Origin of the sequence: Gordonia sp. JH63, assembly GCF_009856645.1 — a bacterium.
Classification (GTDB): Bacteria; Actinomycetota; Actinomycetes; order Mycobacteriales; family Mycobacteriaceae; genus Gordonia; species Gordonia hongkongensis.
In genome coordinates this window covers 629,218-653,039 of sequence record NZ_CP047235.1, presented here as the reverse complement: position 1 = coordinate 653,039, position 23,822 = coordinate 629,218, and the positions used below count along the sequence as shown (strand labels likewise).

Here is a 23,822-nt window from a genome sequence, read left to right as displayed (position 1 = left end):
CGACCGCTGTCGGTCGCGCTCACCCGGTTCGGCCGAATCGCCGATGCCGGCGTGCCGGATCGGCGACAATGTCGAGGGTGATCGAGGAAATGCAGGCCGAGGCCCGGGCGCTGCTCTCGGCCGGTGAATACGACCACGCGCTGGCCGAGTTCTCCGTGCTCCGCGAGATCAGATCGCGCCGCGAGGGACCGTATTCGGTGATGTATCTGTCCAATCTGCACGACTGCGTCCGCTGCATGTCCCATCTCATGCTGTGGTCCGACGCCAGCCACCTGTGTCGTGAACTGCACGGCAAGTACGTGCGCACGCACGGGCGCGCCGAAGCCGACACGGTCGACGTCGCGAAGCACTGGGCTTGGGCGCTCGTGCACCTGCACGACTATTCGCCGGCCGTCCGGTTGTACCTGCTGACCGCCGACGCGCTCTGGGAGTCCGATCCCGCCCAGGCGCAACGTCTGCTCGGCGCGGCGGTGGTCCACCGGCACGACACCGATCCCCTCGCGCTGATCTCGCCGGGACTCATCGACGGAGTCGGACTCCGTCACGCCGACGAGGAGCGAGAACTGCTCACGCGCCTGGTCGATAGGTTGGCCGATGGTGGCGGCGCCCCGGCGAGCGCGACCACCATCGACGGTCTGGCTCTGGTGTGAGCCGTCAGACGACGTCTCGGCGTCGGCGTCGCATGATGTAGCTGTCGGCGCCCATCCGGCCGGCCGAGGTGTAGCCGACGGCCAGCAGGCCCGCGATCAGCGCGAGCGGCCACTCGTAACCGCCGTCCATGTTCCAGAACCCGGCGTCCCAGTGCACGAACACGATCGCGCCGATCATATCGGCGATCAGCAGGGTCGCGACGATGGGCAGCAGCAGTCCGAGGATCAGCAGGATGCCGCCGATCAGCTCGACCCATGTCGCGTAGTACGCGGCGAGCTCTGGGTAGGGGATGTCCATGCCGGCCGGGCCGAATGCCGCCTTGGTGGCGTCCATACCCTGGGTGACCAGCTTCTGCCACCCGTGGGCGATGAAGATGATGCCGAGTATCAGGCGCGCGAGAAACTGCGCCACACTACCGAATCCGCTCATTCCGCACTCCTCGAATCGATCGGGCGGGCCGGCTGTGCCGCCGCCAGGTACTCTCTCAGTGTCCGGGACAGCATCGCCCCGTCGCGGGTGAACAGCCGAATCGAGACGTCACCACCGAACCGCAACCGCTTCGTGACCGGTCGCAGCGCGTCGCCGACGCGACTCGTCGAGGCGCGCCGCCGCACGTCAGCCCGCCGGGGCAGAACGGAGTAGGAGTCGAGAGTGCCGGGAAAGTCTGGGCTGGGTTCACGTGGCAACTCCGGGCAACCCGTGCTGGGGGCACCCGCCGACGTCCTCGATACATATCTGCCCGACAACGGCAATCTGGGCTATCGCATCTCTCGATACGATCTGGAACTCGAGTACAAGGTGTCGAGCAATCGACTCGAGGGCACCGCGATCCTGACCGCGACGTCGTATGCCGAGCTCAAGCGTTTCACCCTCGACCTGGCGAGCTCGCTGTCGGTGCAACGGGTGTCGGTCAACGACAAGCGCGCCCGCTATTCGCATCGTCGGCACAAGCTGACCATCACCCCCGACACTCCACTCCCCCCGGGCGGGGCGATGACCGTCACCGTCCGATACCACGGCAGTCCGCATCCGATCCGCGGCCCGTGGGGTGAGGTCGGTTGGGAGGAACTGACCGACGGCTCGCTCTGTGCGAACCAGCCCAACGGGGCGGCGTCGTGGTTCCCCTGCGACGACCACCCGAGCGCCAAGGCGCCGTACCGGATCTCGATCACCACCGACAGCCCGTATCACGCGCTCGCCAACGGCGTCCTGGAGTCCAAGCGGGTCCGCGCCGCGCAGACCACCTGGGTCTACGAGCAGGTGGAACCGATGCCCACCTACCTGGCGTCGATCCAGATCGGTCAGTACAAGCAGATCTCGTTGGCGTCCAAACCGATTCCGGTCTCGGGCCTCGTCCCCTCGCGACTCGAGGAGAACTTCGGGGTCGATTTCGGTCAGCAGACCGAGATGATGTCCGCGTTCGTCGAGATGTTCGGGCCGTATCCGTTCCCCCAGTACACCGTCGTGGTCACCGACGACGAACTCGAGATCCCCATCGAGGCACAGAGTTTCTCCACCTTCGGGGCCAATCACTGCGACGGCAGCCGGCACGCGGAGCGGTTGATCGCCCACGAGCTCGCGCATCAGTGGTTCGGCAACTCGGTGACCGCGGCCCGCTGGCGCGACATCTGGCTCCACGAGGGTTTCGCCTGTTACGCCGAGTGGCTGTGGAGTCAGCACTCGGGCGGCCGCAGCGCCGACGAATGGGCGCGTCACTACTACGCGAAACTCGAATCGTCGCCGGTGCGTGTGCCACTCACCGATCCCGGTCCGCGCAAGATGTTCGACGACTGGATCTACAAACGCGGCGCACTCACCCTGCACGCACTGCGGCTGACCATCGGTGACGGCGACTTCTTCGCGCTGCTGCAGCGGTGGACCGACAAGTATCGGTACGGCTCGGTGACCACCGAGGACTTCATGGCGCTCGCCGCCACCCACTCGTCGAAGCCGCTCAAGGATCTCTGGGACGACTGGCTGTTCACGCCCGAGTTGCCGCCGTTCCCGGGTCCTTCCTGAACCGTTCGATGACGACCGATCCGACGACGCCGGGTCCGGACGCCGGTTCGGCCAGTCCGCCAGGCGACACCGACGCACGGTCACTGGGCCGGGTCACGATGGCGACGATCGTCGCGGCCGCGTCGGGGTATGTCGTCCTGCTCTTGGCGGCCAGGCATCTCGGGGCCGTCGGTTACGGCGTGTTCGCCGTGTTCTGGGCCGCCTACGGCCTGGTGACCGGGGCGCAGAACGGGCAACTGCAGGAGACGACGCGGGCGGTCCGGACCGCCGCATCGGAGGGGCTCGCACGGTCGCGCCCGTTGCTGGTCAATGCGGGCATCGGGCTCGGCCTGGCCGTTCTGGTCGTCGCGACGTCACCGTTGTGGAGCTCACGGGTGTTCACCGCGGATCGCGGCCTGTCGGTGCTGCTGCTCGCCGTCGGCGTGGCGAGCTTCGCGGTGTACGCGCACCTGTGCGGAGCGTTGTCGGGGCGGCTGGACTGGTCGTCGTTCGCGGTGCTGCTGTCGGTCGACGCGCTGATCCGGCTCGCTGGTGCCGGTGTCGCGGTCGCGGCCGGCTGGGGCGTCACCGCGTTCCTGGTCGTCACCGTCGTCGGGTCGGTGTCGTGGTGCCTGCTGCTCGTGGTGTCGGCCTCGGCCCGCCGTGCCATCGGCGTCGCCGGCGACGTCGCGCCCCGACGTCTGACGGGCAACACCCTGACCGCGATGGCCGCCGCCGCCGCGAGCGCCGTCCTCGTCATGGGTTTTCCCGTTCTCATCAACCTGACCACCGACCTGCGTGGCGGCCCCGACGCCGACGAAGTCCGGACAATCGGCGCGCTGATCCTCGCCGTCACCCTGACCCGCGCGCCGCTACTGGTGCCGCTCAACAGCTTTCAGGGTGTGCTGATCTCGAGGTTCGTCGACCGCCGGGACCGTCGCCTCGGCGCGCTGGGTGCTCCCCTCGGGATCGTCGCCGCGGTCGGTGGCGTGGGGGTACTGGCCGCGTGGCTGGTGGGCCCGTGGCTGTTGCGATCGGTGTTCGGCGCCGACTTCGATCTCGACGGTGTGGTTGTGGCGCTGCTGACGCTCGGCGCGACGTGCCTGGCACTGCTGACGGTGACCGGCGCCGCCGCGATCGCCGCGGGCGCCCACCGCTGGCACGCGGCCGGATGGTGGGTGTCGACCCTGGTCGCGATCGCGATGTTGTTGCTGCCGCTCGACGTCGCGACCCGGACCTGCGTCGCCCTCGTCGTCGGACCCCTGGTCGGCCTCGGCGTTCATCTCGTCGGGGTGCTGCGGGCCTGACCCTTCGTGACGCTCGCAAGCTCGCTCCTCAGGGAGCATGGGGTCGGCTCGCAAGCTCGCTCCTCAGTACCTGCGGCCTCGCGGCCGTCGTTGACCGAAAGAACCGCATAACCCCTGCTCCCTGAGGTGCGAGGAGCGCAAGCGACGAGCCTCGAAGGGCTGGTGAGGCGCGCTACGAGCCCTTCGAGGCTCGCTTCGCTCGCACCTCAGGGAGCAGGGGTTAAGCTCGCTTCGCTCGCACCTCAGGGAGCAGGGGTTAAGCTCGCTTCGCCCGCACCTCAGGGAGCAGGGGTTGGGCTCGCTTCACACGCACCTCGAGGAGCGGGGGCGCTCCTAGCTCCCGGCCGAACCCCGCAACCGGCCGACCCCCGCCCCGACGCGAGCCGAGAGGTGGTTCAGCCTCGACGTCGCGTGCCACCTGGCGGCGCGTGCCGCCTTCGGCCAGCCGTGCGCCTCGCAACGCTGCGCTTCGTCGGCGAAGAATCGGTTTTCCTCGGCGAACCGCCGACCGTCGACGGCCTGCACGGAACTCACCGAGGCGCGGTGCCTGCGGTAGGAGAAGACCACCTCGGGGTCGTAGACCAGCGATCCGCCGGCACTCGCGAGGTCGACGAGGAGTGCGAGATCGAGGACGATCTCGAGTCCGGGCCGGAACCCGACCTCACGGACGGCGGCGGTCCGCCACAACAGGGACGGGAAATAGGTCCAGTTTCCGTGGTACAGCGAGGTGGCCAACCGTTCCCCGGACAGCACGGTCGCCCGCGGCGGCGCGAGAACCGACTTGATCCGGTCGCCGAGCGGCGTGACCGGTTGCCCGTTCTCGTCGATGACGTCGACGCCGGGCGCGATGACCGCGGCGTCGGGATGGTGGCGGGTCATCGTACGGACGGTGGCGAGGTAGGCGCGGTGCATCACGTCGTCGCACCCCATGACCACGAACCAGTCGGCGGTGACCAGCTCGACGCAGCGCCGGAAGTTCCCGTTCACACCGAGGTTGGTCTCGTTGCGGAGGTACTGGACCCGGGCGTCGCCGAGCGACTCCAGCCATTGCCGCGGCGTCGGATCCGGGTAGCAGTCGTCGACGACGACGAGCCGAAGGTCCGGGTCGTCTTGGTCGAGCACACTGGTGACGGCTTGCCGGAACTGGGCGACGTCGCCGTAGAACGGCATCATCACGTCGATCGTCACCGCACAAGACTAACCAGGTCCGATCACCACGAGGCCCCCGAGGCGTGCCGGGCGGCAGACCCCGCGCGGAAGCGGGTTAGGGTTGTTGACCATGGCCGACCCCAGTACCAACGCCGACGTGTGGCTGGTGGTACCCGTTTTCAACGAGGGCCAGGTGATCCGCGAGGTGGCGGCCAAGGCCCGCGAGACGTTTCCCAACATCGTCTGCGTCGACGACGGCAGCTCGGACAACTCGGCCGAGGAGATCCGGGCCGCCGGGGTGCATCTGGTTCGGCACCCGGTGAACCTCGGTCAGGGCGCCGCGATCCAGACCGGCGTCGAGTACGCGCGTCGCCGGCCGGGGGCACGGTTCTTCGTGACCTTCGACGCCGACGGACAGCACCGGGTCGACGACGTGTCGGCCATGATCGAGCGCTTACGACGCGAGCCGGTCGACATCATCGTCGGGACCCGCTTCGCCGACGGTCGCAGCGAATCGGTTCCGATCCTGCGCCGGATGGCGTTGCGCACCATCGTGTTCCTGAGCCCGCGCACTCGTCGCCTCGGATTGTCAGACGCGCACAACGGACTTCGGGCGTTCAACAAGACCGTGGCCGATCAGCTCGACCTGCTCATGAGCGGGATGAGCCACGCGTCGGAGTTCATCGCGCTCATCGATCACCACCGGTGGCGGGTGGCCGAACAACCGGTGACGATCCTCTACACCGACTACTCGCGGGCGAAGGGACAGTCGCTGATCAACGGGGTCAACATCGTCGCCGACGGCCTGTTCCACACCCGGATGAGGAAGTGATGCCACGATGATCTGGTTCCAGATCCTCGCGATCCTCGGTCTGGTCGCGCTCGTCGGGTTCTTCGTGGTGAACCGGGGCACGGCCCGCGCGTCGGCAGGCGTGAAGCTGCTGTTCGTCGCGTTCATCGGCTTCGGCCTCTACGCGATGCTGCGGCAGGACGACGTCACATGGGTGGCCAACAAGATCGGCATCCAACGCGGCCTCGACCTGGTCCTGTTCCTGCTGGTCATCGCATTCGCCTTCACGACGGTGTCGACGTATCTGCGGTTCCGCGACCTGGAGGTCAAGTACGCGCGGCTGGCCCGCGCGATCGCGCTGCAGGACGCGGAGCGCGAGAACCATTCCGGAACGGGCGACTAGCTCCGGACCGTCATCGACTGCGCCGCGGCCCTCCCCGACTCCAGCCGATCGTTCGCACCTTCGGCGGCGGAACGGCTTTCGGCCGCGGCCACCTGGAACATGGTGGCGACGATGGAGGCGTACAACACCAGCTCACCGAAGTTGCCGAGCCAGAGAACCGACGTGCCTGCGGCCGCGGTGACCAGCATCGTCACCGAGCCGAGCAACAGCCAGAACGACCGCACCTGACGCCACGCGGTCATCCCGATCGCGATGAGGATCAGCACGGTGCCCAGTGCGGGGACCGGCGGGCCGGCCGCGGCGGCGTTGGCGTACCGCAGCGCATCACCGTCGGTCGCCGGCGTCAGCTCCAGCGCCACGAAGCACTCGACGATCCCGACGACCACCAATGCGGCGACGAGAACGGCCCCGACCACGACCACCGGGCGACTCCACCGCACCCCCAGACGCCAGGCGAGCACGACCGCGGCGACCACGATCAGCGGAGTCAACAGCCCGTGAATCCAGAAGCGCGGCAGGTTGATCGCGTACAGGAGGTCACCGAAGCCGACCATCCGGCCTACGGCAACCGCCACGTTGTCGAATGTCAGTGCCACGCCGAGCAGGACCACCAACCAGGTGACGGCCCCACCCGACCGCCTCAGGCGGAACACACACGCGGTCAACGCGATCATCCCCAGCCCTATCGCGGCCATGATCGCCGAATTTCCGATCACTCCAGTGAGCATCTGCTCGCCACCTCCCATCGCTCAGCTTACTGAACGATTCGGAGCCGTCACCCTTCCGGACTGCCCTCTCGGATGCAGTTTCACCAATCCCTTGTGTCTAAGTATACATCTACATATAATTACCGCATGCCCAACAAGACCATCTACGTCTCTGACGAGGACCTCAAAGTCCTCGAACGCGCTCAACAGGTGTCGGGAGGCAATCTCTCCGGCGCAGTCGTGGAGGCACTTCGCGCGTACGTGCGGGCGGCCGACTACCGCGACGCCGGCTACGACGAGGTCGTCCTGCGCGACGGTCCCGACGGAGTGCGTCGTAAACGGTTCTTCGGCAGACTCCTCGCCGAGGAGACCGAGTACGACGAAACCACCGGCAATGCAACCAAATTGACCGCATACGAAGGGCGGACCGGCAAGATCGTCCTCGCGGTCCACCACGTCGACTGGGCGAACTACGGGGTGACACATCGCCAGAAGACCGGTAACTGGCTGAAAGACCTGACCGGCCTTCCCAGTGTCCGCAGCCTGTTCACCGCCGATCTACCCGACTGGGGTGACTACCGCGTCGACATCGTCGACTCTCCCGACCAGCTCAAACCGCTTGTCCCCGAACGCTTCTACGCACGTACCGCCGCCGCCCTCCGACCCGAGGTCGAAGACCTGGACGTGTGAACCCCACCCGACCGCACCGCTAGAACCACCGAGTACTTCCCGGCGACGTCCATCAGGGACGGTCGTCTACCCACACATGCATATATGCGCATGAGTTTATTTATTGATCCATCAACCACTGGGAGCACGATCATGACAACAACCGCCATCCGCGCCTCCGGACTCACGAAGTCCTTCGGCGACCACACCGTCCTCGACGGTATCGATCTCGACGTACCGGCGGGCACGGTGGTCGCCCTGCTCGGACCCAACGGCTCCGGGAAGACGACCACCGTGAAGATTCTGTCCACGTTGTCGCAACAGGACGCTGGTGAGGTGGAGGTCGCCGGACTCGATCCGCGGACCGACCGCGCCGAGATCTGCGCGCAGATCGGCCTGACCGGGCAGTTCGCCGCCGTCGACACGTTGCTGACCGGGCGGGAGAACCTCACCATGGTCGCCCGCCTGCGACATCTCTCGAAAGCGGCGACCCGCGAACGGGTCGACCGGTTGCTGCGCGACTTCGACCTCACCGACGCCGCGGACCGTCGGGTCGCCGAATACTCCGGCGGTATGACCAGGCGCCTCGACCTGGCCATGACTTTGGTGGGCGAACCGTCGATCATCTTTCTCGACGAGCCGACGACCGGACTCGATCCACGGTCCCGCCGCGCGGTCTGGGACACCGTCCGCGGTCTCGTCGCCGGCGGCACCACCATCTTCCTCACCACGCAGTACCTCGAGGAAGCGGATCACCTCGCGGACCGGATCGCTGTGCTCGACCGCGGCCGCATCGTGGCCGAGGGGACGGCGGCCGAACTGAAGCGTCTCGTGCCGGGCGGATACATCCGGATCGACTTCACGAACGCCGACGACCTCGAACGGGCGCGGTCGCAGTTCCCCTCGGCGGTCGACACCCCGGGCGAGAACACCCTCGCCGTCCCCGGTGGCGCCGGGATCGGCGCTGTCCGCGGCGTGCTCGCCACCCTCGACGACGCCCGGATCGACGCTGCCGGGATCTCGGTCCACACACCGGATCTCGACGACGTCTTCCTCACCATCACCGGCCGCACCGCCGCTACCACCGCCAACTAGGAGAAGTCATGACCACCACGCTCGACCACACCCTGTCCGACTCCGCGGTGATGGTGCGCCGCAACCTGATCCGGCTACGGCGATACCCCACCATGATGTTCTCCACGATTGCGATGCCGGTCGTGATCCTGCTGATGATGACCTACTTCTTCGGCGGTGCCATCGAGAGCGCACTCGCCGCGGACGGACCGCTAGAAGGCAAGTACATCAACTATCTTCTCCCCGGCCTACTGCTCTTCGTGCCGTCGTTCCTGACGGTGGCGGTTGCGGTCTCGGTCAATCAGGACGTCACCGAGGGCATCATCAATCGGTTGCGATCACTGGCCACTCCGCCGACAGCGATCCTGGCCGGACACTTCGTCGGCGCCCTCATCCAAGGTGGGGTCGCGGTCTGCTTTCTGCTCGCGGTCGCGTTCGCGATGGGCTTCCGTGCCGACGCAAGCCTTCTCGACTGGTTCGCGGCCGGCGGATTGCTCCTGCTACTGACGGCCGGCCTCGTGTGGATCGCGGTTGCCATGGGCGTCGTCGCGCCGAATCCGGAGAGTGCGAGCAACATGCCGCTGCCGCTGCTGTTCCTGCCCTATCTGGGCAGTGGGCTGGTCCCGACCGACAGCATGCCCAACGGTGTCCGCCAGTTCGCCGAGTACCAGCCGTTCAGTCCCATCGCCGACACGCTGCGCGGACTCCTCATGGGTCTCGACATCAGTGATCGCTGGCCGTGGGCGCTGGGATGGTGCGTGGTGTTCCTGGTGGTCGGCTACTTCTGGGCGGTCACCGCGTTTCGGCGATCCACTACCGGCTGACGCTTCCCGCCCCGCGACGTGTACGGCTCGCGCCGTGCACGTTTCGGCGTTCGCGCCTCAATCCCGCAGCGAACCCAGGAAGTCGGCCACCTCGTCGTGGTTCGGCAGCAGACCCGACTCACGCGCCTCGGTGAGCCCCGGTGCCGCGGTGTCCTTCGGCGAGAGTTCGAACTCCAGCGGTGAACCGTCCCGGGCGTGCGTCGGCCATTCGATACCCAGTTCCGGATCGAGCGGGTTGATGCCGTGTTCACCCGTCGGGTTGTATCCGGTGGAGCAGAGGTAGGTCACGGTCGAGTTGTCGGCGAGCGCGCAGAATGCGTGGCCGAGACCCTCGGACAGGTAGACCGCACGACGATCCACGTCGTCGAGCAGGACGGTGTCGTAGGTACCGAAAGTGGGTGAGCCGACGCGGATGTCGACGATGACGTCGAGAATCGCGCCGGTGGGGCAGGTGACGTATTTCGCCTGTCCGGGCGGGACGTCGGCGAAGTGCACGCCGCGCAGCACGCCGGCCGCGGACACCGAGAGATTCACCTGCGCGAGGTCGAAGCGGTGGCCGATGGTCTCGCCGATCACGTCGGCCTTGAACGCCTCGGCGAACAACCCACGGGCATCGCCGTGTTGGACCGGGGTGAACTCCCACGCTCCGTCGATGGCGAGCGGGCGGACCTTCATGCGGACACCTTTCCCAGAGTCGGTCGTCGGACATGCGCCTCGGGGGCGGCGCTCAGAAACCCTTGCCCCGCTGCAACAGTTCGAGCAGGTAGTCACCGTAACCCGACTTGCGGAGTTTGTCGGCACGAGCCCGCAACTCCTCGTCGGAGAGATAGCCTTGCCGCCACGCGATCTCTTCTGGGACAGCGATTTTGAGTCCCTGGCGTTGTTCGACGGTGCGGACGAAGTTGCCGGCGTCCAGGAGGCTGTCGAAGGTGCCGGTGTCGAGCCACGCCGTGCCGCGCGGCAGGACGGTGACCGACAGTTTGCCGCGGTCGAGGTAGTGGGCGTTGACGTCGGTGATCTCGTACTCGCCGCGGGAGCTGGGGCGCAGGGTGCGGGCGATGTCGACGACGTCGTTGTCGTAGAAGTACAGGCCGGGCACCGCGAAGTTCGACTTCGGTTGTGCCGGTTTCTCTTCCAGTGAGATGGCGGTGCCGTCGGCGTCGAAGTCGACCACGCCGTAGGCCTCCGGGTTGGCCACCCAGTAGGCGAACACCGCACCGCCGTCGACGTTCTCGAAACCCTGCAACCGGCTGCCGAGTCCGGGGCCGTAGAAGATGTTGTCGCCGAGGACGAGAGCAACCGAGTCGGTACCGATGTGGTCGGCGCCGAGGACGAAGGCCTGTGCGAGTCCGTCCGGGGAGGGCTGGGTCTTGTAGGTCAGGTCGATGCCGAACTGGTCGCCGTTGCCGAGCAGGTTCTCGAAGGCCGGGGCGTCGTGCGGGGTGGTGATGATCAGGATGTCGCGGATCCCGGCCAGCATGAGCGTCGACAGTGGGTAATAGATCATCGGCTTGTCGTAGACCGGGACGAGTTGCTTGCTCACCCCCTGCGTGATGGGGTGCAGCCGCGTGCCCGTACCGCCGGCCAGGATGATCCCTTTCATGGCGATCAGGGTAATGCCCGCGGCCTTTCGCGACGGCACGCGAGTCGCACCGCTGCGCTCACCCGAGGCGAGCAGGTCAGCTGCTCGGTAGAGTGACTGCGACCATCGACCTCGACGAAAGGCGCCGCGCGTGCGTGTTCTCGTGACCGGGGGTGCCGGGTTCATCGGCGCCAACTTCGTGCTGCGCACCCTGACGACCCGCCCCGACGTCTCGATCCGGGTCCTGGACAAACTCACCTACGCCGCCAACCCCGACACCCTCGCCCCGGTCGCCGACCGCGTCGAACTCATCGAGGGCGACATCACCGACGCCGCCCTGGTCGGCCGACTCGTCGCCGAAGCAGACCTCGTCGTGCACTTCGCCGCCGAATCCCACAACGACAACTCCCTGGCCGACCCGTCGGCGTTCGTCTCCACCAACCTCGTGGGCACCTACACCCTGCTCGAAGCCGTCCGCGCCCACCAGGTGCGCTACCACCACATCAGCACCGACGAGGTCTACGGCGACCTCGATCTAGACGACCCGGCCCGCTTCACCGAACAGACCGCCTACAACCCGTCGAGCCCCTACTCCTCGACCAAAGCCGGCAGCGACCTGCTCGTGCGCGCCTGGGTCCGCTCCTTCGGCGTGGCCGCCACCATCTCCAACTGCTCCAACAACTACGGCCCGTACCAGCACATCGAGAAGTTCATCCCCCGCCAGATCACCAACGTGCTCTCCGGGGTGCGACCCAAGCTCTACGGCGACGGCCGCAACGTCCGGGACTGGATCCACGTCGACGACCACAACGACGCCGTGTGGACCATCATCGACCGCGGCCAGATCGGCGAAACCTACCTCATCGGCGCCGACGGCGAGGTCGACAACCGCACCGTCGTGGAAACCATCCTCGAACTCCTCGACCAGCCCGCCGACGCCTTCGACTTCGTCACCGACCGCCCCGGCCACGACCGCCGCTACGCCATCGACTCCACCCGCCTGCGCACCGAACTCGGCTGGACCCCCTCCTACCTCGACTTCCGCGCCGGCCTCGCCGCCACCATCGACTGGTACCGCGACCACCCCGGCTGGTGGCAACCCGCCAAAGAAGCTGTCGAACAGAAGTACGCCACCACCGAACGCGTCACCGGCTGACCGGCACCTCCGCTGATCGAGCCGGCCCCTCCGCTCGTTGAGCCGCCACTCCACCGGTTGAGCCGACACCTCCGCTGGTTGACCCGCCACTCCGCTGGTCGACCCGCCACTCCCCTAATTGAGCCGGCCACTCCGCTGGTCGACCCGCCACTCCCCTAATTGAGCCGGCCCCTCCGCTGGTCGACCCGCCACTCCCCTGGTTGGGCCGGCCCCTCCGCTTGTTGAGCCGGCCCCTCCGCTGGTTGAGCCGGCCCCGAGCGAAGCGAGGCGCCGAGTCGAAGCCACCTGGTGACCTCCATGCGGTCCACTTGGCCCATTCCCAGGGTCGCCACTTACGGTGGTCCTCATGCGCGTACTCGTGAGCGGAGGAGCGGGCTACATCGGCTCGCACACCGTCATCCAATTGGTCTCGGCCGGACACGACGTCGTCATCGTCGACGACTTCAGCAACGCCAAGCCGGCCGTCGTCGGCCGGCTCGAGGCACTGACCGACCGTTCCATCCCCGTCCACGCCTTCGACCTCGCCGACGTCGACAAGACCGAACACTTCTTCGCCCACGAGGACATCGACGCCGTCATCCACTTCGCGGGGTTCAAGGCGGTCGGCGAGTCGGTGGCCAAGCCGCTCGACTACTACCAGAACAACCTCGGCACCACGTTCGCACTGCTCCGCGCGATGGAGCGCCACGACGTGCACACGCTGGTGTTCTCGTCGTCGGCAACGGTCTACGGCGCCGAGCCACAGTTGCCGATGACCGAGGATCTGCCGACGTCGGCGACCAACCCGTACGGCTGGACCAAGGTGATGATCGAGCAGATCCTACGCGATGTCGCCGCCAGTTCGGACGTGTGGCGCATCGCGGCACTGCGGTACTTCAATCCGGTCGGCGCGCATCCGAGCGGGCAGATCGGCGAGGACCCGTCGGGCATTCCGAACAACCTGATGCCGTTCGTCGCGCAGGTCGCGGTCGGCCGGCGCGAGAAGCTGGCGGTCTTCGGCGACGACTACGACACCCCCGACGGCACCGGCGTGCGCGACTACATCCACGTCGACGACCTGGCCGCCGGCCACGTCGCGGCCCTCGACCGCATCAGCACCGGCGAGACCGGCATGTCGACCTGGAATCTCGGTACGGGGCAAGGGGTTTCGGTCTTGGAGGTCGTGCACGCGTTCGAGAAGGCCAGTGGGCGCCCCATCCCCTACGAGGTCGCCCCGCGGCGGGCCGGCGACATCGCCGCGTCCTACGCCGATCCGACCCGGGCGAACGACGACTTGAACTGGCACGCCGCCAAGACAATCGACGACATGTGCGCCGACACCTGGCGCTGGCAGTCGGGCAACCCGAAGGGCTACCCGGACGCCTGACTCGAACCGGCAGGTCCTCGGGCCGGCGCGTGCGGATCGTCGGGATCGACGATCGAGTCGGTGACCCAGCCGATGTAGCGCCGCGCCGAACTGTCCACCACGTCCCAGGCGTTCTCGGCCACGACGACACCGAACGCGTCGTAGAGCCGGTCGAACCGAAGTTCGTTCACCCGGTCGACGATGTGGCGGACGAGCCGCGGTGACAGCGGGATCATGTTCGGGTAGCTGCGCATGAAGGTCACCATGCCGGGCTGCATCACGCCCTTGATGGTGTCGCCGGTCAGCACCGCACCCCGGCCGTCGGCGGCGTCGGGAAGGTGTAGTACCGCGCTGCCGGGGAAATGACCGCCGCACTGGACGAGTCGCACCCCGCCGAGGACCTCGGTGGTGTCCGACCAGAAGGTCACGACGGGGTCGGGGCGGGTGACCCATCGCCGGTCGGAGTCGTTGTAATACACCGGAACTCGACCGAATCGGTGACTGAGCGAGACGCTCGCGCCCACCAGATGCGGATGGCTCGCGGCGATGGCGGCGACCCCGCCGTGCTGCTTTAGCCAGTCGACGAGGGACGGCCCGAGGAAACCCGGCGGTTCCCAGAGGATGTTCCCGTCGGGAGTCGCGACGAGCAGGGCACGCTGCCCGATCCCCACGGAGGGTTGCACCGTCAGCGCGGTCAGACCGGGCTCCAGTTCGTGGGCGGTCAGCGCGTTGTCAGCGGTCTCGTCGAGGCGGGTCCAGCTGGGCCCGCTGACCGGAAGCCACTGCCGGTCGTCGTCGCAGATCGGACACATCGCGGGCGGCGTCTCGCCCGGCGGGAACTCGTTGGCGCAGAACACACACATCCAGGGCCGCATGTCCCGACGCTAGCCCGTGCTCGTGCGTCGAACGGGGTGAATGGCCGCCCCCCGCTCCGTGAGGAGCGAGACGCGGCCCCACTGCTCCTCCGAGGAGCGAGACGCGGCCCCCCTGCTCCCTCTAATCCGAAAGAAGCGACCCCATTGCTCCCTGAGGTGTGAGGAGCGATAGCGACGAGCCACGAAGGGCCTGGTGAGACACGTTGCGGAGCCCTTCGTGGCTCGCTTCGCTCGCACCTCAGGGAGCATGAGTTCAGTCGCCCAGGATTGGTCTTTCGTGGCCCACGACCGCCGGGCCGCAGTTACTAAGGAGCGGAGACACTCAGGGCGCGGGCGGCGGCGGGTAGACGAGGTCGTTGACGCGGTAGACCACCGCGTCGCCGCGGCGGAACACCTCGGTCAATCCGGGAGCGCCGTTCTGACGCAACGCCAGGAAGGGGTCGCCCTGGTGACCACGGGCGGGGTCGGGCATGCCGCGCTGGAACTCCCAGTAACTCGGCGGCGAGTCGATCACGTAGTGCACGTTCATGTCTCGCACGATCTGGTCGATGTCCGGGTCGGCGCCGATCTCCGACACACCCCAGAACAGGTCGCGCTGCCGCTCGGAGAACTCGTTGGCCCGGTAGAAGGGGAACATCGGGGTGACCCCGGTGACCGGGTACAGCCAGCCGGTGCCCTGGTCGAGGTTGTTGAGGACCAGGACGTCCTGGGCGTCGGGCTGCGCGGCGAGCCACTCGTAGGCGGCGAGATCGTCGGGCCCGACATACTTGCCGCCCCGCTCCTTCGACGCGATCTGCGCGTTCGGCGGATAACGCACGACGGCGGCTCCGGCGATCAGACCCAGCAACACCACGTATGTCGCGGCCACCACCCAGCGCGCCTTCCCCGAAGTCGCCTCGGCCGGTTTCTGACCGTCGGCCGGTTCCGATGCCACGCGGCGTCGGACCAGACCCGCGACGCCGAGCGCGAGAACCCCGATCGCGACGCCGGCCGCCGCGGCCGAGAGGATCGCGACCACGAACGTGAGCCGGTGGGGTGAGTTGTAGAAGTAGCCGCCGATCGCCCCGAGCGGGTACGACAGCGGCCCTAGGGACACCATCGCGTTGGCGGTCACCAGGGCGAACACGAACCATGCGACCAGTCCGGCCCAGCATCGCAGCCGTACGAGCGCGATCAGCCCGAGCAGGGTGACGACGATCAGCGGCCACACCGGGAAGTGGTCGAGCTCAAGCGGGATCGTCCCGTTGAACGCGCCCTTGACGAGCCCGTCGAGGACGCCGATCGTCTCCTCACGGAAGTCGAAGAACGGGAGTTCGTTGGTGTCGGCGACCCGGATGGTGCCCAGGATGACGGGTGCGATGAGGACCAGCGTCACCACCGCCGTGACGGCCAGCGTCGCGAGATCGCGCAGGCGACCGGCGACCGGACGCCACAGACCCTCGCACAGCCACCAGAGGCCGACGATCACGCCGACGACGATCAGGCCGGAGGGGTGGGTGGCGGTCACACCGGCCACGGCCAGCGCGGCCGGCAGCACACGCGATCTGTCCGACACCACGCTCATCACGAGGACGGCGGCGACCGGCGCCAGGCTCACGCCGACCGCGTTCGGCACCGAGGTCAGCTGGACCTCGACGTAGGGCAGGGACGGGAACAGCGCGCTCAGCGCACCCGCGGTACCGGCGATGAGAGCCGACGAGTCGACGTCGTAGCGGTGCCGCGCGAACCAGTAGGCCAGCGACGCGACACCGAGCGGAACGGTGATCGCCAGCACGGCGGGCGAATACGTGTTGTAGAGCTCGACCGGGTCGGTACCGGTCAGCGGGAACAGCAACGCACCCAGCGCATGCCAGGTGTTCGGGTAGTAGTTGAACCCCTGGGTGTCGTAGTTCATCAGCTCGCCCATCCGCATGGCCGAGCCGACGCCCGTCTCGTGGATCCAGCGCAGCGAACTGGCGTGCCACAACGAATCCCACACCTGCGAGATGTTGCCGAGACCGGCGAATGCGGTCGTCGCGATCGGCCGGATACAGGTGACGGCGATGACGAGTCCACCGAGTCCGAGCCCGGCGGCGACCCTCACCACCGCGGTCCGTCCCACGCGGGATTCGCCGTCGGCGTCGGGTACCGGCGCCAGCCGCTGACCCCAGCGGGTGAGCAGCAGTGCCGAGTAGACCCAGGCACCGCCGACCGCGAAGACCAGACCCACCAGGGCCGAGACGGCATTCCACTCGAAGCCGACGACGGAGTACAGCACCGTCAGGATCGAGACCAGGGCGAACGTGATGGGCGGACCGGCGGCCAGCGCGACCGGCCACGGGAGGTTCATCCGTCGGCCGACGAACGCGCCGGGCAGGATGAGCACGAGCGCGGTCACGACGACGACCCATGCTCCCAGCATCATCGTCTGCGCCTTTCCACACTCGCCCGCTGCACTCCCCGTCGCACCGCGGTGTCACTGCGCGGTGCCTGATCAAACTCTCAGCAGGTTACCGGGTGGTCGATCGACGACGCGTCACCGTGTGCGGGCGGCCCCGGCGGCCGAGCCTGCCATTGCGGCGGTACCGGGTTCGTCGACGGGCGCACCGTGGCGACGATGTCCGAGCAGAGCGACGATCAGGCTCATCATCGCGGCGACGGCGCCGAAGCCGAACATGACCGGGTAGGTGATCGCCGGCCAGCTCTCCGAGATCCAGGCCAGAACCGCCGGAACCCCGAAGCCGAGGTAGGTCACGCCGTAGAACACGGCCGTGAGCCCGGCGAGGTCGTCGGGTCCGGCGATGCGCTGCACCTCCAGCAGGCCGACGATCATCGCCATGCCGTATCCGCAGCCGAGCAGCGTCGACGCCAGGAGCGCGACCCATACGGTCAGCACGTGTGCCGCCACGGCCGCGAGGACCATTCCGGCCACGAGCACCACGAAGGCGACGACGACACCGCGGAGACTCCCCGGCCGGTTGATCCGCCGACCCAACGACTGGATGCCGAAACCGGCGGACAGGCCGAGGACGCAGCACAGGCCGGCGAACGCGATCGGCGCTCCCGCGGTGCGGGCGGACATGAGGGCGGGGACGATCGCGTAACCCGATGCGGCGGCACCGAAAACCCAGGGCGCCAGTGGCAGCACGACGAACAGGAAACGACAATGGCCCGCGGACGGGATGCGCAGGTCGTCACGCAGACGCCCCGGCGAGTCTTGTCTGGGACGCGTCTCCGGCACCAGCACGATCAGGTTCGCCGCGACGACCGCGACGGCGATGTTGATCAGGTACGGCAGCACATGCGGCCACGGCCCCCACTGCGCGAGCACCCCGGCCACACCGGCGCCGACGCCGAAGCCGGCCGTGAGACTCATGGCCGCGCGACCGGCGCCGGCACCCGTCTGCGCACCGTCGCGGTCGGAGAGTTCCTTGATCCAACTCCCCCCCACGGCCATCGAGAGACCCAGCGCGATGCCGCTGCACACCCGCCCGGCGGTCAGCAGTGCCACCGACTCCGAGCCCGCGGCCAGCAGTCCCGAGCCGACCGCCGCGAACAGCGGGGCGGGCAGCATGAGTGGCCGTCGGCCCAGCCGATCCGACAACGGGCCGCCGATCAGCAGGGCGGGCACGATGCCCAGGACGTAGGCGAAGAGCAACGCGTCGACGACGACCGGCGACATGTCGGTGATCTGCCGGTACATGACCAGCAGCGGCGTGAATTCGTTGCCGCCCCACGCGGTGGCGAACACGGCGAGCGCGACGGCGGGCCATCCGAAGCGCGCGCGGTCGGCGCTCATGCCGGTGCCCCGGGGAGGTCGTGCCCGGGTAGATCGTGAACCGCGACGAGGTGGCCGGCGAGCAGGGTGTCGAAACGTTCGGCGTCGGCGGACTCGATCGCGTCGAGGAGCGCGCGGTGGTCGTCGAGGATTCGGGCCGCGACACTCGCGTCCCGGTGCACCGACGCCGTCGTCATCCGTCGATGCCGCTCCCCGAGCGTGGTGTAGAAGCCGGACAGCAATGCGTTGTCGCCGGCGGCGGCGATGAGCTGATGGAACTCGGCGTCGATGCGGGAGAACTCCCGGATGTCCGAGGCGTCGGACCGTCGATGGGCGTCGAGGTTGGCGCGCAGACTCCGCACGAGTCCGGCCACCGCGCCCGGCCGGCCCACGACCGCACGCACCGCGTGCCGTTCGAGGAGCAGGCGCGCGTCCACGACGTCGCGGATCTCGCGCTCACCGATGGGGACCACGAGGGCTCCCCGTTTCGGGTAGAGACGCATCCAGCCTTCCGTCTCCAACCGCAGGAACGCCTCGCGCACCGGCGTACGGCTCACCGAGCACTTCGCGGCGATCTCACCCTCGCTGATCAGCTCACCGCCGGCGATCGCGTTTGTGAGAATTTGCTCTTTGACCTCGACATATACCCGCTCAGCAGCGGATTCGGAGGTCGCATGCAACATAGACACAAGTTGTACCTTATCAATGATCATTGGACACTTCACCTGGGCCGACCCACCTTCCGGAACGATCCCAGACGGTGAGACACTTAATCCGGCCGTAACGAGCGTCACCCCGCTCGCACGAGCCCGGCCCGCGTCCGCTGAGCCCACCTGCTCGCGTCGATGCGGATCACTTCTAGCTCGCGGGCAGCGTGGCCGGCGAGACGATGCAACCCGCATTTCGCGGCTTTTCAGGAGGACCCGTGACGAGCACGGAGGACACACGTATGGGTGAGACCCCCTACACCGAACCCACGATCGCCGACCACCCCATCACCGACGAAGAGATCTTCTTGGCCCACGTCGGCGGCAAGCTCTCGGTGGAGCTGCGCGCACCCATCGACACCCAGCGCGACCTGTCGATCGCCTACACCCCGGGTGTGGCCCAGGTGTCGCGTGCGATCGACACCGATGCCACCCTGGTGAACAAGTACACCTGGACCGATCGCCTGGTCGCCGTGGTGAGCGACGGCTCTGCGGTCCTCGGACTCGGCGACATCGGTCCCCGCGCCTCGCTGCCGGTCATGGAGGGCAAGTCCGCACTGTTCCGCAGCTTCGCCGGACTCAACTCGATCCCCATCGTTCTCGACACCCAGGATCCCGACGAGATCGTCGAGACCCTGATCCGACTCCGCCCGAGCTTCGGCGCCGTGAACCTCGAGGACATCTCCGCGCCGCGCTGCTTCGAGATCGAGCGCCGCGTCATCGAGGCGCTCGACTGCCCGGTCATGCACGACGACCAGCACGGCACCGCGATCGTCGTCCTCGCCGCCCTCAAGGGCGCGACGACCCACCTCGGCCGCGATCTCGCCGGCCTGAAGGTCGTGATCTCCGGCGCCGGTGCCGCGGGTGTCGCGTGCGCGAACATCCTTCTGGCAGTGGGCATCTCCGATGTCGTCGTGTTGGATTCCAAGGGCATCGTGTCCGCGGGACGTGACGGCCTGAACGAGTCGAAGAGCGAACTGGCGTCACGCACCAACCCGCGCGGGCTGACCGGTGGCGCGGTCGAGGCGCTCGCCGGCGCCGACGTCTTCATCGGTGTGTCGGCAGGTCTGATCCCCGAAGAGCTCATCGCGTCGATGAACGACGATTCGATCGTCTTCGCCCTGTCGAACCCCGACCCGGAGATCCATCCGGAGGCCGCCGCCAAGTACGCGGCGATCGTCGCGACCGGGCGCAGCGACTTCCCGAACCAGATCAACAACGTGCTCGCCTTCCCCGGCGTCTTCAAGGGTGCGCTCGACGCCGGTGCACGACGCATCAGCGAGGGCATGAAAATCGCTGCGGCCGAAGCCATCTTCTCGGTCGTCGCCGACGACCTGCGCGCCGACCGCATCGTGCCCAGCCCGCTCGACGACCGGGTCGCCCCGGCGGTCGCGGCCGCCGTCGCCGACGTCGCCCGCGCCGAGGGGCATTGCTCCTAGCCGTAGGGCTTCGATCTCGACTGAAAACCACCCTCCAGGAGGGCGCCGACGGCAATTTGTCGTCGGTCCGCCTGTGGAGGGTGGTTTTCAGCAGTTCGGCGGCGTCACTCACCACCCCGATTGATCAGTAGTTCTGGTCCTGCCAGGTGCACAGGCACACCTCGTTGCCCTCGGCGTCGGCGAGGACCCAGAAGGCCGGGGCGTACTCGTCGGTGAGGAGTTGGCCGCCGGCGGTGATGGCCGACTGCAGCCGCTCGTGTAGTTCGTCGGTCGGGATCCACAGGTCGACGTGCATCCTGCTCCGCTGGGGACGAGGTTCGTCCATCTGCTGGAACCAAACGCTGGGTAGGCGCCCAGCCGGATCGACGAGGTCGACAGGTTCGCGATCGGCCGCGTCGCCGTAGCCCAGGACGGCTTTCCAGAAGGGCCTGATGGCCGGGATGTCGAGGGCGTCGATGGCGAGGTTGAACTGGGTGACGGGCGCGGACACCGGCTCGAGGCCGAGGTCGGCGGCGATGCCCGTGATCCGGTTCGCCAGCGCGACATCGGCTTCCGTGAGCTGGTGCGCGCTGTGCGTGGTGAGCACGAGATGCACCGTGCCGTAACGCAGATCGATGTCGGGGTGGTGGTTCGCCTCTTCGGCGGCGTCGATGATCTTGGCGACGAACTCGCCGCCCCGCACCATCGATCCGGTGTTGTAGGCGGCGGCGAGTCTGTCGGCGATGACACGCCAGGGATCGGCGACCATCTCGGCGGCCTCGGCGGTGGTGAGCGGTGAGCGAGTGGACCCGGTCATGTCGCCCCATGCTGCCCCGTTCCGGTGGATTGCGAAAGGGGGCGCGCCTCAGTGCCTCTTGGTGGTCGCCGCGGCCAAGGTCGCGATCGCCTGGTGCGTCGCCGGGAGGAACCCGCGGCGCGCCTCCTGGTCCAGGGGGGTGCCGGCGCCGATGACGGGGTCGTAGTCGAGTCCGATCACTCCGCCGACCGCACCGGACACCACGTTGACCAGCATGTCGGCGAGTCCGTTCTGATGGGTGGCCGGTAGTTGGGAGGAGATGACGACGATCGTCTTCTCCAGCACCCCGGCCCGGTCCCATTCGGTGAAGACGACCCGGGCGCGGTTGAGTAAGTCGGGTCTCGCGGCGATGACGAGCACCGGGGTGAGGTTCGGGAGGTCGTCTTCGGCGAGTTCGGGCAGCAACGTGAGCGGATGCGCACCGGCGTCGACGACGGGAACCGCGCCCTGCCGCCACGTCTCGACGACGGCGTCGGTGACCGTCGCCTCCTCGGGCGGAAGCCACAGACCCGTGCCCGACGCCGTGCGCAACAGTTCGGGGTTACCCGACCCGCGGAGCCGCAGCTCGATGTCGCAGTCGTTGCCCGACGCGTCCACCCACCACGAGAGCAGCCCGAGCGTCGACGACGCCCGATGCTCCGCGAGCAGCGCCGAAACAACCGACGTGCCAACGCCTCCCGCTGTCCCGCACACGACGACGGCCCGCTCGGCCCAGGCCTGCGGGTCGCCGTCGCGTGGTGTGGTCGGGTTGGTCATGTGGATTCAGGGAACGAGCATGTAGATGGTCGAACCGTAGCCGGAAGGGACTCGAACAGGACTATTGGGCGAAAACCCACCGAACCCAAGGCTGACTGGACCTGAGCCGGTGTTGATCTCCCAAACCTTCTTCTCGCCCGGACGCGGGCCGAACGTTGCGGTAACCCATTTTTCCAGGTTGTAACCCCGCACGCTGGTGTAGTAGTTCCCAAACAGCACTCGGCAATTCGGATTACGCTTCCAACTCGCCCCAGCCCCGGTGAACCCGTGCGACCGCACCGTGACCCTGACTACACCCCGCTTACCCTTCGGCGCATCCACAGTCGCGTTGACCGCACCCCGGCAGTAGGAGTGGTCGCCGAATATCCCGAAGTTGTAGCCGGTAGTCGAAACTTGGGGAATCGGAGCCGCGGACGCCTGACCGACGCCCGCCATGCACAAGGCGCCAACGATAAGTCCGACAAAAATAGTCGCGAGTAATCGCTTCATTTGATCCCTCTTTACCTTCTGCGGGCGCTCAGTTACGGGACCAACAGGTAGAAACCCGCCCCGTATGACTGGGGTGAGGCGATCGGGCTGTTAGCCGAGTAGGCAGTTACGCCGAATACGACCACACCCGAACCCGTATGAACGTCCCAAGTCTTGCTCTCACCGCGTCGCGGCCCGAAGCCAGCTCTTACCCACTTCTGAATGTTGAGTCCTCGACCGCTTGTGTACGTTGTCGCGAAGAGGACTCGACACCTCGGATTCTTCCTCCATCCCGGGCCGTCGCCTGTGAACCCGTGCGACCGTGCAGTTACTCGAACCACGCCGGGCTTCCCTGCCGGCGCATCGAGACCGATGTTGACAGCTCCGCGGCAGAAGGAGTGGTCACCAAAGGTGCCGAAATTGTTCCCGGTCGTTGATAGCTGGGGAATAGGGGCTGCGGTTGAGTGACCACCGCCAGCAACCGTAGCGATACTTGCCAAGACAAGCACGACCATAAAGACCATGAGTTTATTCATTCGTCCCTCACTATTCGATTCGGATCAAAAATTGGAAGTGGCCCCGCGTCGGTGCGCCACCCATCTGTGAGCACGCACCGAATATCTTGTCGGCGCGGTGCGGCGTACTAGATCGTCAGTTTTCGCTGGGTTCGTCAAGGAACCAGCATGTAGTACGACACGCCCACCGACTGCCTCAGACGAATCGGGTTGTTACGGGCATACGTCGACACCAGAAACTCGACCACTCCCGACCCAGTCCTGACCTCGTGAACCACCTTCTGCCCACGCCTCGGACCAAAATTGGCATTGAAGAAGTTCCATTGCGCGTACCCAATCGCACTGGTGTGCACCGTGCCGACCAACAGCTTGCACACCGGATTCCGCTTCCAACTCGGCCCCTGGCCGGTAAATCCGCGAGACGTGAGCGAGACGCGGACAACTCCCGGCTCCCTGGGCGCTGCGGTGAGACTGACGTGTAGTACACCGTTGCAGAATGAATGGTTGCCCACCGTAGCAAATTGGTTGCCGCTGACCGAGATTCTCTGCAGTTCGGGCGCCGCGTTGACATCTCCTGGACCAGCGATCACCCCGGTCAGCGCTGCTACAGCCACCGTCAGTGCAACTGCAATACGTCTTGACATCAAAAACTCAACTCACTTCGTAAGCTACGGGACCAACATGTAGTGCGACACTCCGTAGGACTGCATGACGCGAACGGGGTTGTTGCGCGCATACGAGACGGCCTGGAACTGAACAAGACCGGACCCGGTCCTGATGTCGTGGACCACCTTCTGTCCGCGGCGCGGTCCAAAATCGGCGTTAAAGAAGTTCCATTTGGCATACGCCTCGAT

24 protein-coding genes are annotated in these 23,822 nt (G+C 67.2%); 11 read left to right on the top strand and 13 right to left on the bottom strand.

Annotated elements, in window-relative coordinates; genetic code table 11:
- Nucleotides 1-68: 68 nt before the first annotated feature.
- Nucleotides 69-650, top strand: a complete 582-nt coding sequence (locus GR168_RS02950) for a hypothetical protein (protein ID WP_171011523.1) — start codon at nt 69-71, stop codon at nt 648-650.
- A gap of 4 nt (nt 651-654) precedes the next feature.
- Here the strand turns inward: GR168_RS02950 and GR168_RS02945 are convergent, their stop codons facing one another.
- The gene (locus GR168_RS02945; RefSeq protein ID WP_058251379.1) at nt 655-1,080 is read right to left on the bottom strand and encodes a DoxX family protein; all 426 of its coding nucleotides are present in this window, start codon (nt 1,078-1,080) and stop codon (nt 655-657) included.
- A gap of 222 nt (nt 1,081-1,302) precedes the next feature.
- On the opposite strand from GR168_RS02945, the gene GR168_RS02940 reads away from it, so the two are divergent.
- Entirely contained in the window at nt 1,303-2,670 is a 1,368-nt protein-coding gene (locus GR168_RS02940) for a M1 family metallopeptidase (protein WP_137808608.1), read from the top strand.
- 8 nt (nt 2,671-2,678) lie between these two features.
- Nucleotides 2,679-3,956, top strand: a complete 1,278-nt coding sequence (locus GR168_RS02935; protein WP_137808609.1) for a polysaccharide biosynthesis protein — start codon at nt 2,679-2,681, stop codon at nt 3,954-3,956.
- Between the two features lie 333 nt (nt 3,957-4,289).
- On the opposite strand, the gene GR168_RS02930 is transcribed toward GR168_RS02935, so the two are convergent.
- Nucleotides 4,290-5,144, bottom strand: coding sequence for a glycosyltransferase family 2 protein (locus GR168_RS02930; RefSeq protein ID WP_159369966.1), 855 nt, complete (start codon nt 5,142-5,144; stop codon nt 4,290-4,292).
- Nucleotides 5,145-5,235: 91 nt separating this feature from the next.
- On the opposite strand from GR168_RS02930, the gene GR168_RS02925 reads away from it, so the two are divergent.
- A complete protein-coding gene (locus tag GR168_RS02925) occupies nt 5,236-5,937 on the top strand; it encodes a glycosyltransferase family 2 protein (RefSeq protein WP_065630497.1) in 702 nt (233 codons plus the stop codon).
- A gap of 7 nt (nt 5,938-5,944) precedes the next feature.
- The gene (locus GR168_RS02920; RefSeq protein WP_058251385.1) at nt 5,945-6,298 is read left to right on the top strand and encodes a DUF2304 domain-containing protein; all 354 of its coding nucleotides are present in this window, start codon (nt 5,945-5,947) and stop codon (nt 6,296-6,298) included.
- Here GR168_RS02920 and GR168_RS02915 read toward each other — a convergent pair.
- Nucleotides 6,295-7,026 (bottom strand): hypothetical protein, encoded by a 732-nt coding sequence (locus tag GR168_RS02915; RefSeq protein WP_238995006.1) that lies wholly within the window; start codon nt 7,024-7,026, stop codon nt 6,295-6,297. The two genes, GR168_RS02920 and GR168_RS02915, sit on opposite strands and share 4 nt — an antisense overlap.
- A gap of 126 nt (nt 7,027-7,152) precedes the next feature.
- Here GR168_RS02915 and GR168_RS02910 point away from each other — a divergent pair, with 126 nt between their 5' ends.
- The 3 genes from GR168_RS02910 (at nt 7,153) to GR168_RS02900 (ending at nt 9,572) form a co-directional block, all read left to right on the top strand.
- Nucleotides 7,153-7,695: an EXLDI protein gene (locus GR168_RS02910; protein ID WP_068970632.1), complete on the top strand. Its 543-nt coding sequence runs from the start codon at nt 7,153-7,155 to the stop codon at nt 7,693-7,695.
- A 132-nt stretch (nt 7,696-7,827) separates the two neighbouring features.
- A complete protein-coding gene (locus tag GR168_RS02905; protein ID WP_159369964.1) occupies nt 7,828-8,769 on the top strand; it encodes an ATP-binding cassette domain-containing protein in 942 nt (313 codons plus the stop codon).
- An 8-nt stretch (nt 8,770-8,777) separates the two neighbouring features.
- Nucleotides 8,778-9,572 (top strand): ABC transporter permease, encoded by a 795-nt coding sequence (locus tag GR168_RS02900; RefSeq protein ID WP_137808613.1) that lies wholly within the window; start codon nt 8,778-8,780, stop codon nt 9,570-9,572.
- A gap of 57 nt (nt 9,573-9,629) precedes the next feature.
- Here GR168_RS02900 and rfbC read toward each other — a convergent pair whose 3' ends face one another.
- The gene (gene rfbC, locus GR168_RS02895) at nt 9,630-10,247 is read right to left on the bottom strand and encodes a dTDP-4-dehydrorhamnose 3,5-epimerase (protein WP_137808614.1); all 618 of its coding nucleotides are present in this window, start codon (nt 10,245-10,247) and stop codon (nt 9,630-9,632) included.
- Nucleotides 10,248-10,299: 52 nt separating this feature from the next.
- Nucleotides 10,300-11,175, bottom strand: coding sequence for a glucose-1-phosphate thymidylyltransferase RfbA (gene rfbA, locus GR168_RS02890; RefSeq protein ID WP_159369963.1), 876 nt, complete (start codon nt 11,173-11,175; stop codon nt 10,300-10,302).
- Between the two features lie 130 nt (nt 11,176-11,305).
- Here rfbA and rfbB point away from each other — a divergent pair, with 130 nt between their 5' ends.
- Both rfbB and galE read left to right on the top strand, forming a co-directional pair.
- Nucleotides 11,306-12,310, top strand: coding sequence for a dTDP-glucose 4,6-dehydratase (gene rfbB, locus GR168_RS02885; RefSeq protein ID WP_159369962.1), 1,005 nt, complete (start codon nt 11,306-11,308; stop codon nt 12,308-12,310).
- Between the two features lie 346 nt (nt 12,311-12,656).
- On the top strand, nt 12,657-13,676 hold the full coding sequence (gene galE / locus GR168_RS02880; RefSeq protein ID WP_159369961.1) for a UDP-glucose 4-epimerase GalE: 1,020 nt from the start codon (nt 12,657-12,659) through the stop codon (nt 13,674-13,676).
- Here the strand turns inward: galE and GR168_RS02875 are convergent.
- The 4 genes from GR168_RS02875 to GR168_RS02860 all read right to left on the bottom strand — a co-directional run bounded on the left by GR168_RS02875 (nt 13,661) and on the right by GR168_RS02860 (nt 18,970).
- Nucleotides 13,661-14,530 carry a hydrolase gene (locus GR168_RS02875; RefSeq protein ID WP_159369960.1) on the bottom strand — a complete coding sequence of 290 codons (870 nt, stop codon included), beginning with the start codon at nt 14,528-14,530 and terminating at the stop codon, nt 13,661-13,663. The two genes, galE and GR168_RS02875, sit on opposite strands and share 16 nt — an antisense overlap.
- Nucleotides 14,531-14,852: 322 nt before the next feature.
- Entirely contained in the window at nt 14,853-16,934 is a 2,082-nt protein-coding gene (locus tag GR168_RS02870) for a DUF6541 family protein (protein ID WP_159369959.1), read from the bottom strand.
- Between the two features lie 111 nt (nt 16,935-17,045).
- The gene (locus tag GR168_RS02865) at nt 17,046-18,308 is read right to left on the bottom strand and encodes an MFS transporter (protein WP_159369958.1); all 1,263 of its coding nucleotides are present in this window, start codon (nt 18,306-18,308) and stop codon (nt 17,046-17,048) included.
- A complete protein-coding gene (locus tag GR168_RS02860) occupies nt 18,305-18,970 on the bottom strand; it encodes a GntR family transcriptional regulator (protein WP_065630510.1) in 666 nt (221 codons plus the stop codon). Before GR168_RS02860 ends, GR168_RS02865 begins: the two co-directional genes overlap by 4 nt.
- A gap of 266 nt (nt 18,971-19,236) precedes the next feature.
- On the opposite strand from GR168_RS02860, the gene GR168_RS02855 reads away from it, so the two are divergent.
- On the top strand, nt 19,237-20,433 hold the full coding sequence (locus tag GR168_RS02855) for an NADP-dependent malic enzyme (protein ID WP_058251397.1): 1,197 nt from the start codon (nt 19,237-19,239) through the stop codon (nt 20,431-20,433).
- A 124-nt stretch (nt 20,434-20,557) separates the two neighbouring features.
- Here the strand turns inward: GR168_RS02855 and GR168_RS02850 are convergent, their stop codons facing one another.
- From GR168_RS02850 to GR168_RS02835, 4 genes are all read right to left on the bottom strand, one after another.
- Complete coding sequence (locus tag GR168_RS02850; protein ID WP_058251398.1) at nt 20,558-21,229, bottom strand: VOC family protein; 672 nt, start codon at nt 21,227-21,229, stop codon at nt 20,558-20,560.
- A 48-nt stretch (nt 21,230-21,277) separates the two neighbouring features.
- Nucleotides 21,278-21,985, bottom strand: a complete 708-nt coding sequence (locus tag GR168_RS02845) for a hypothetical protein (protein ID WP_159369957.1) — start codon at nt 21,983-21,985, stop codon at nt 21,278-21,280.
- A gap of 6 nt (nt 21,986-21,991) precedes the next feature.
- Nucleotides 21,992-22,474 (bottom strand): enoyl-CoA hydratase, encoded by a 483-nt coding sequence (locus GR168_RS02840; RefSeq protein WP_083207333.1) that lies wholly within the window; start codon nt 22,472-22,474, stop codon nt 21,992-21,994.
- 649 nt (nt 22,475-23,123) lie between these two features.
- Nucleotides 23,124-23,612 (bottom strand): hypothetical protein, encoded by a 489-nt coding sequence (locus GR168_RS02835; RefSeq protein WP_065630518.1) that lies wholly within the window; start codon nt 23,610-23,612, stop codon nt 23,124-23,126.
- Between the last annotated feature and the right edge of the window lie 210 nt (nt 23,613-23,822).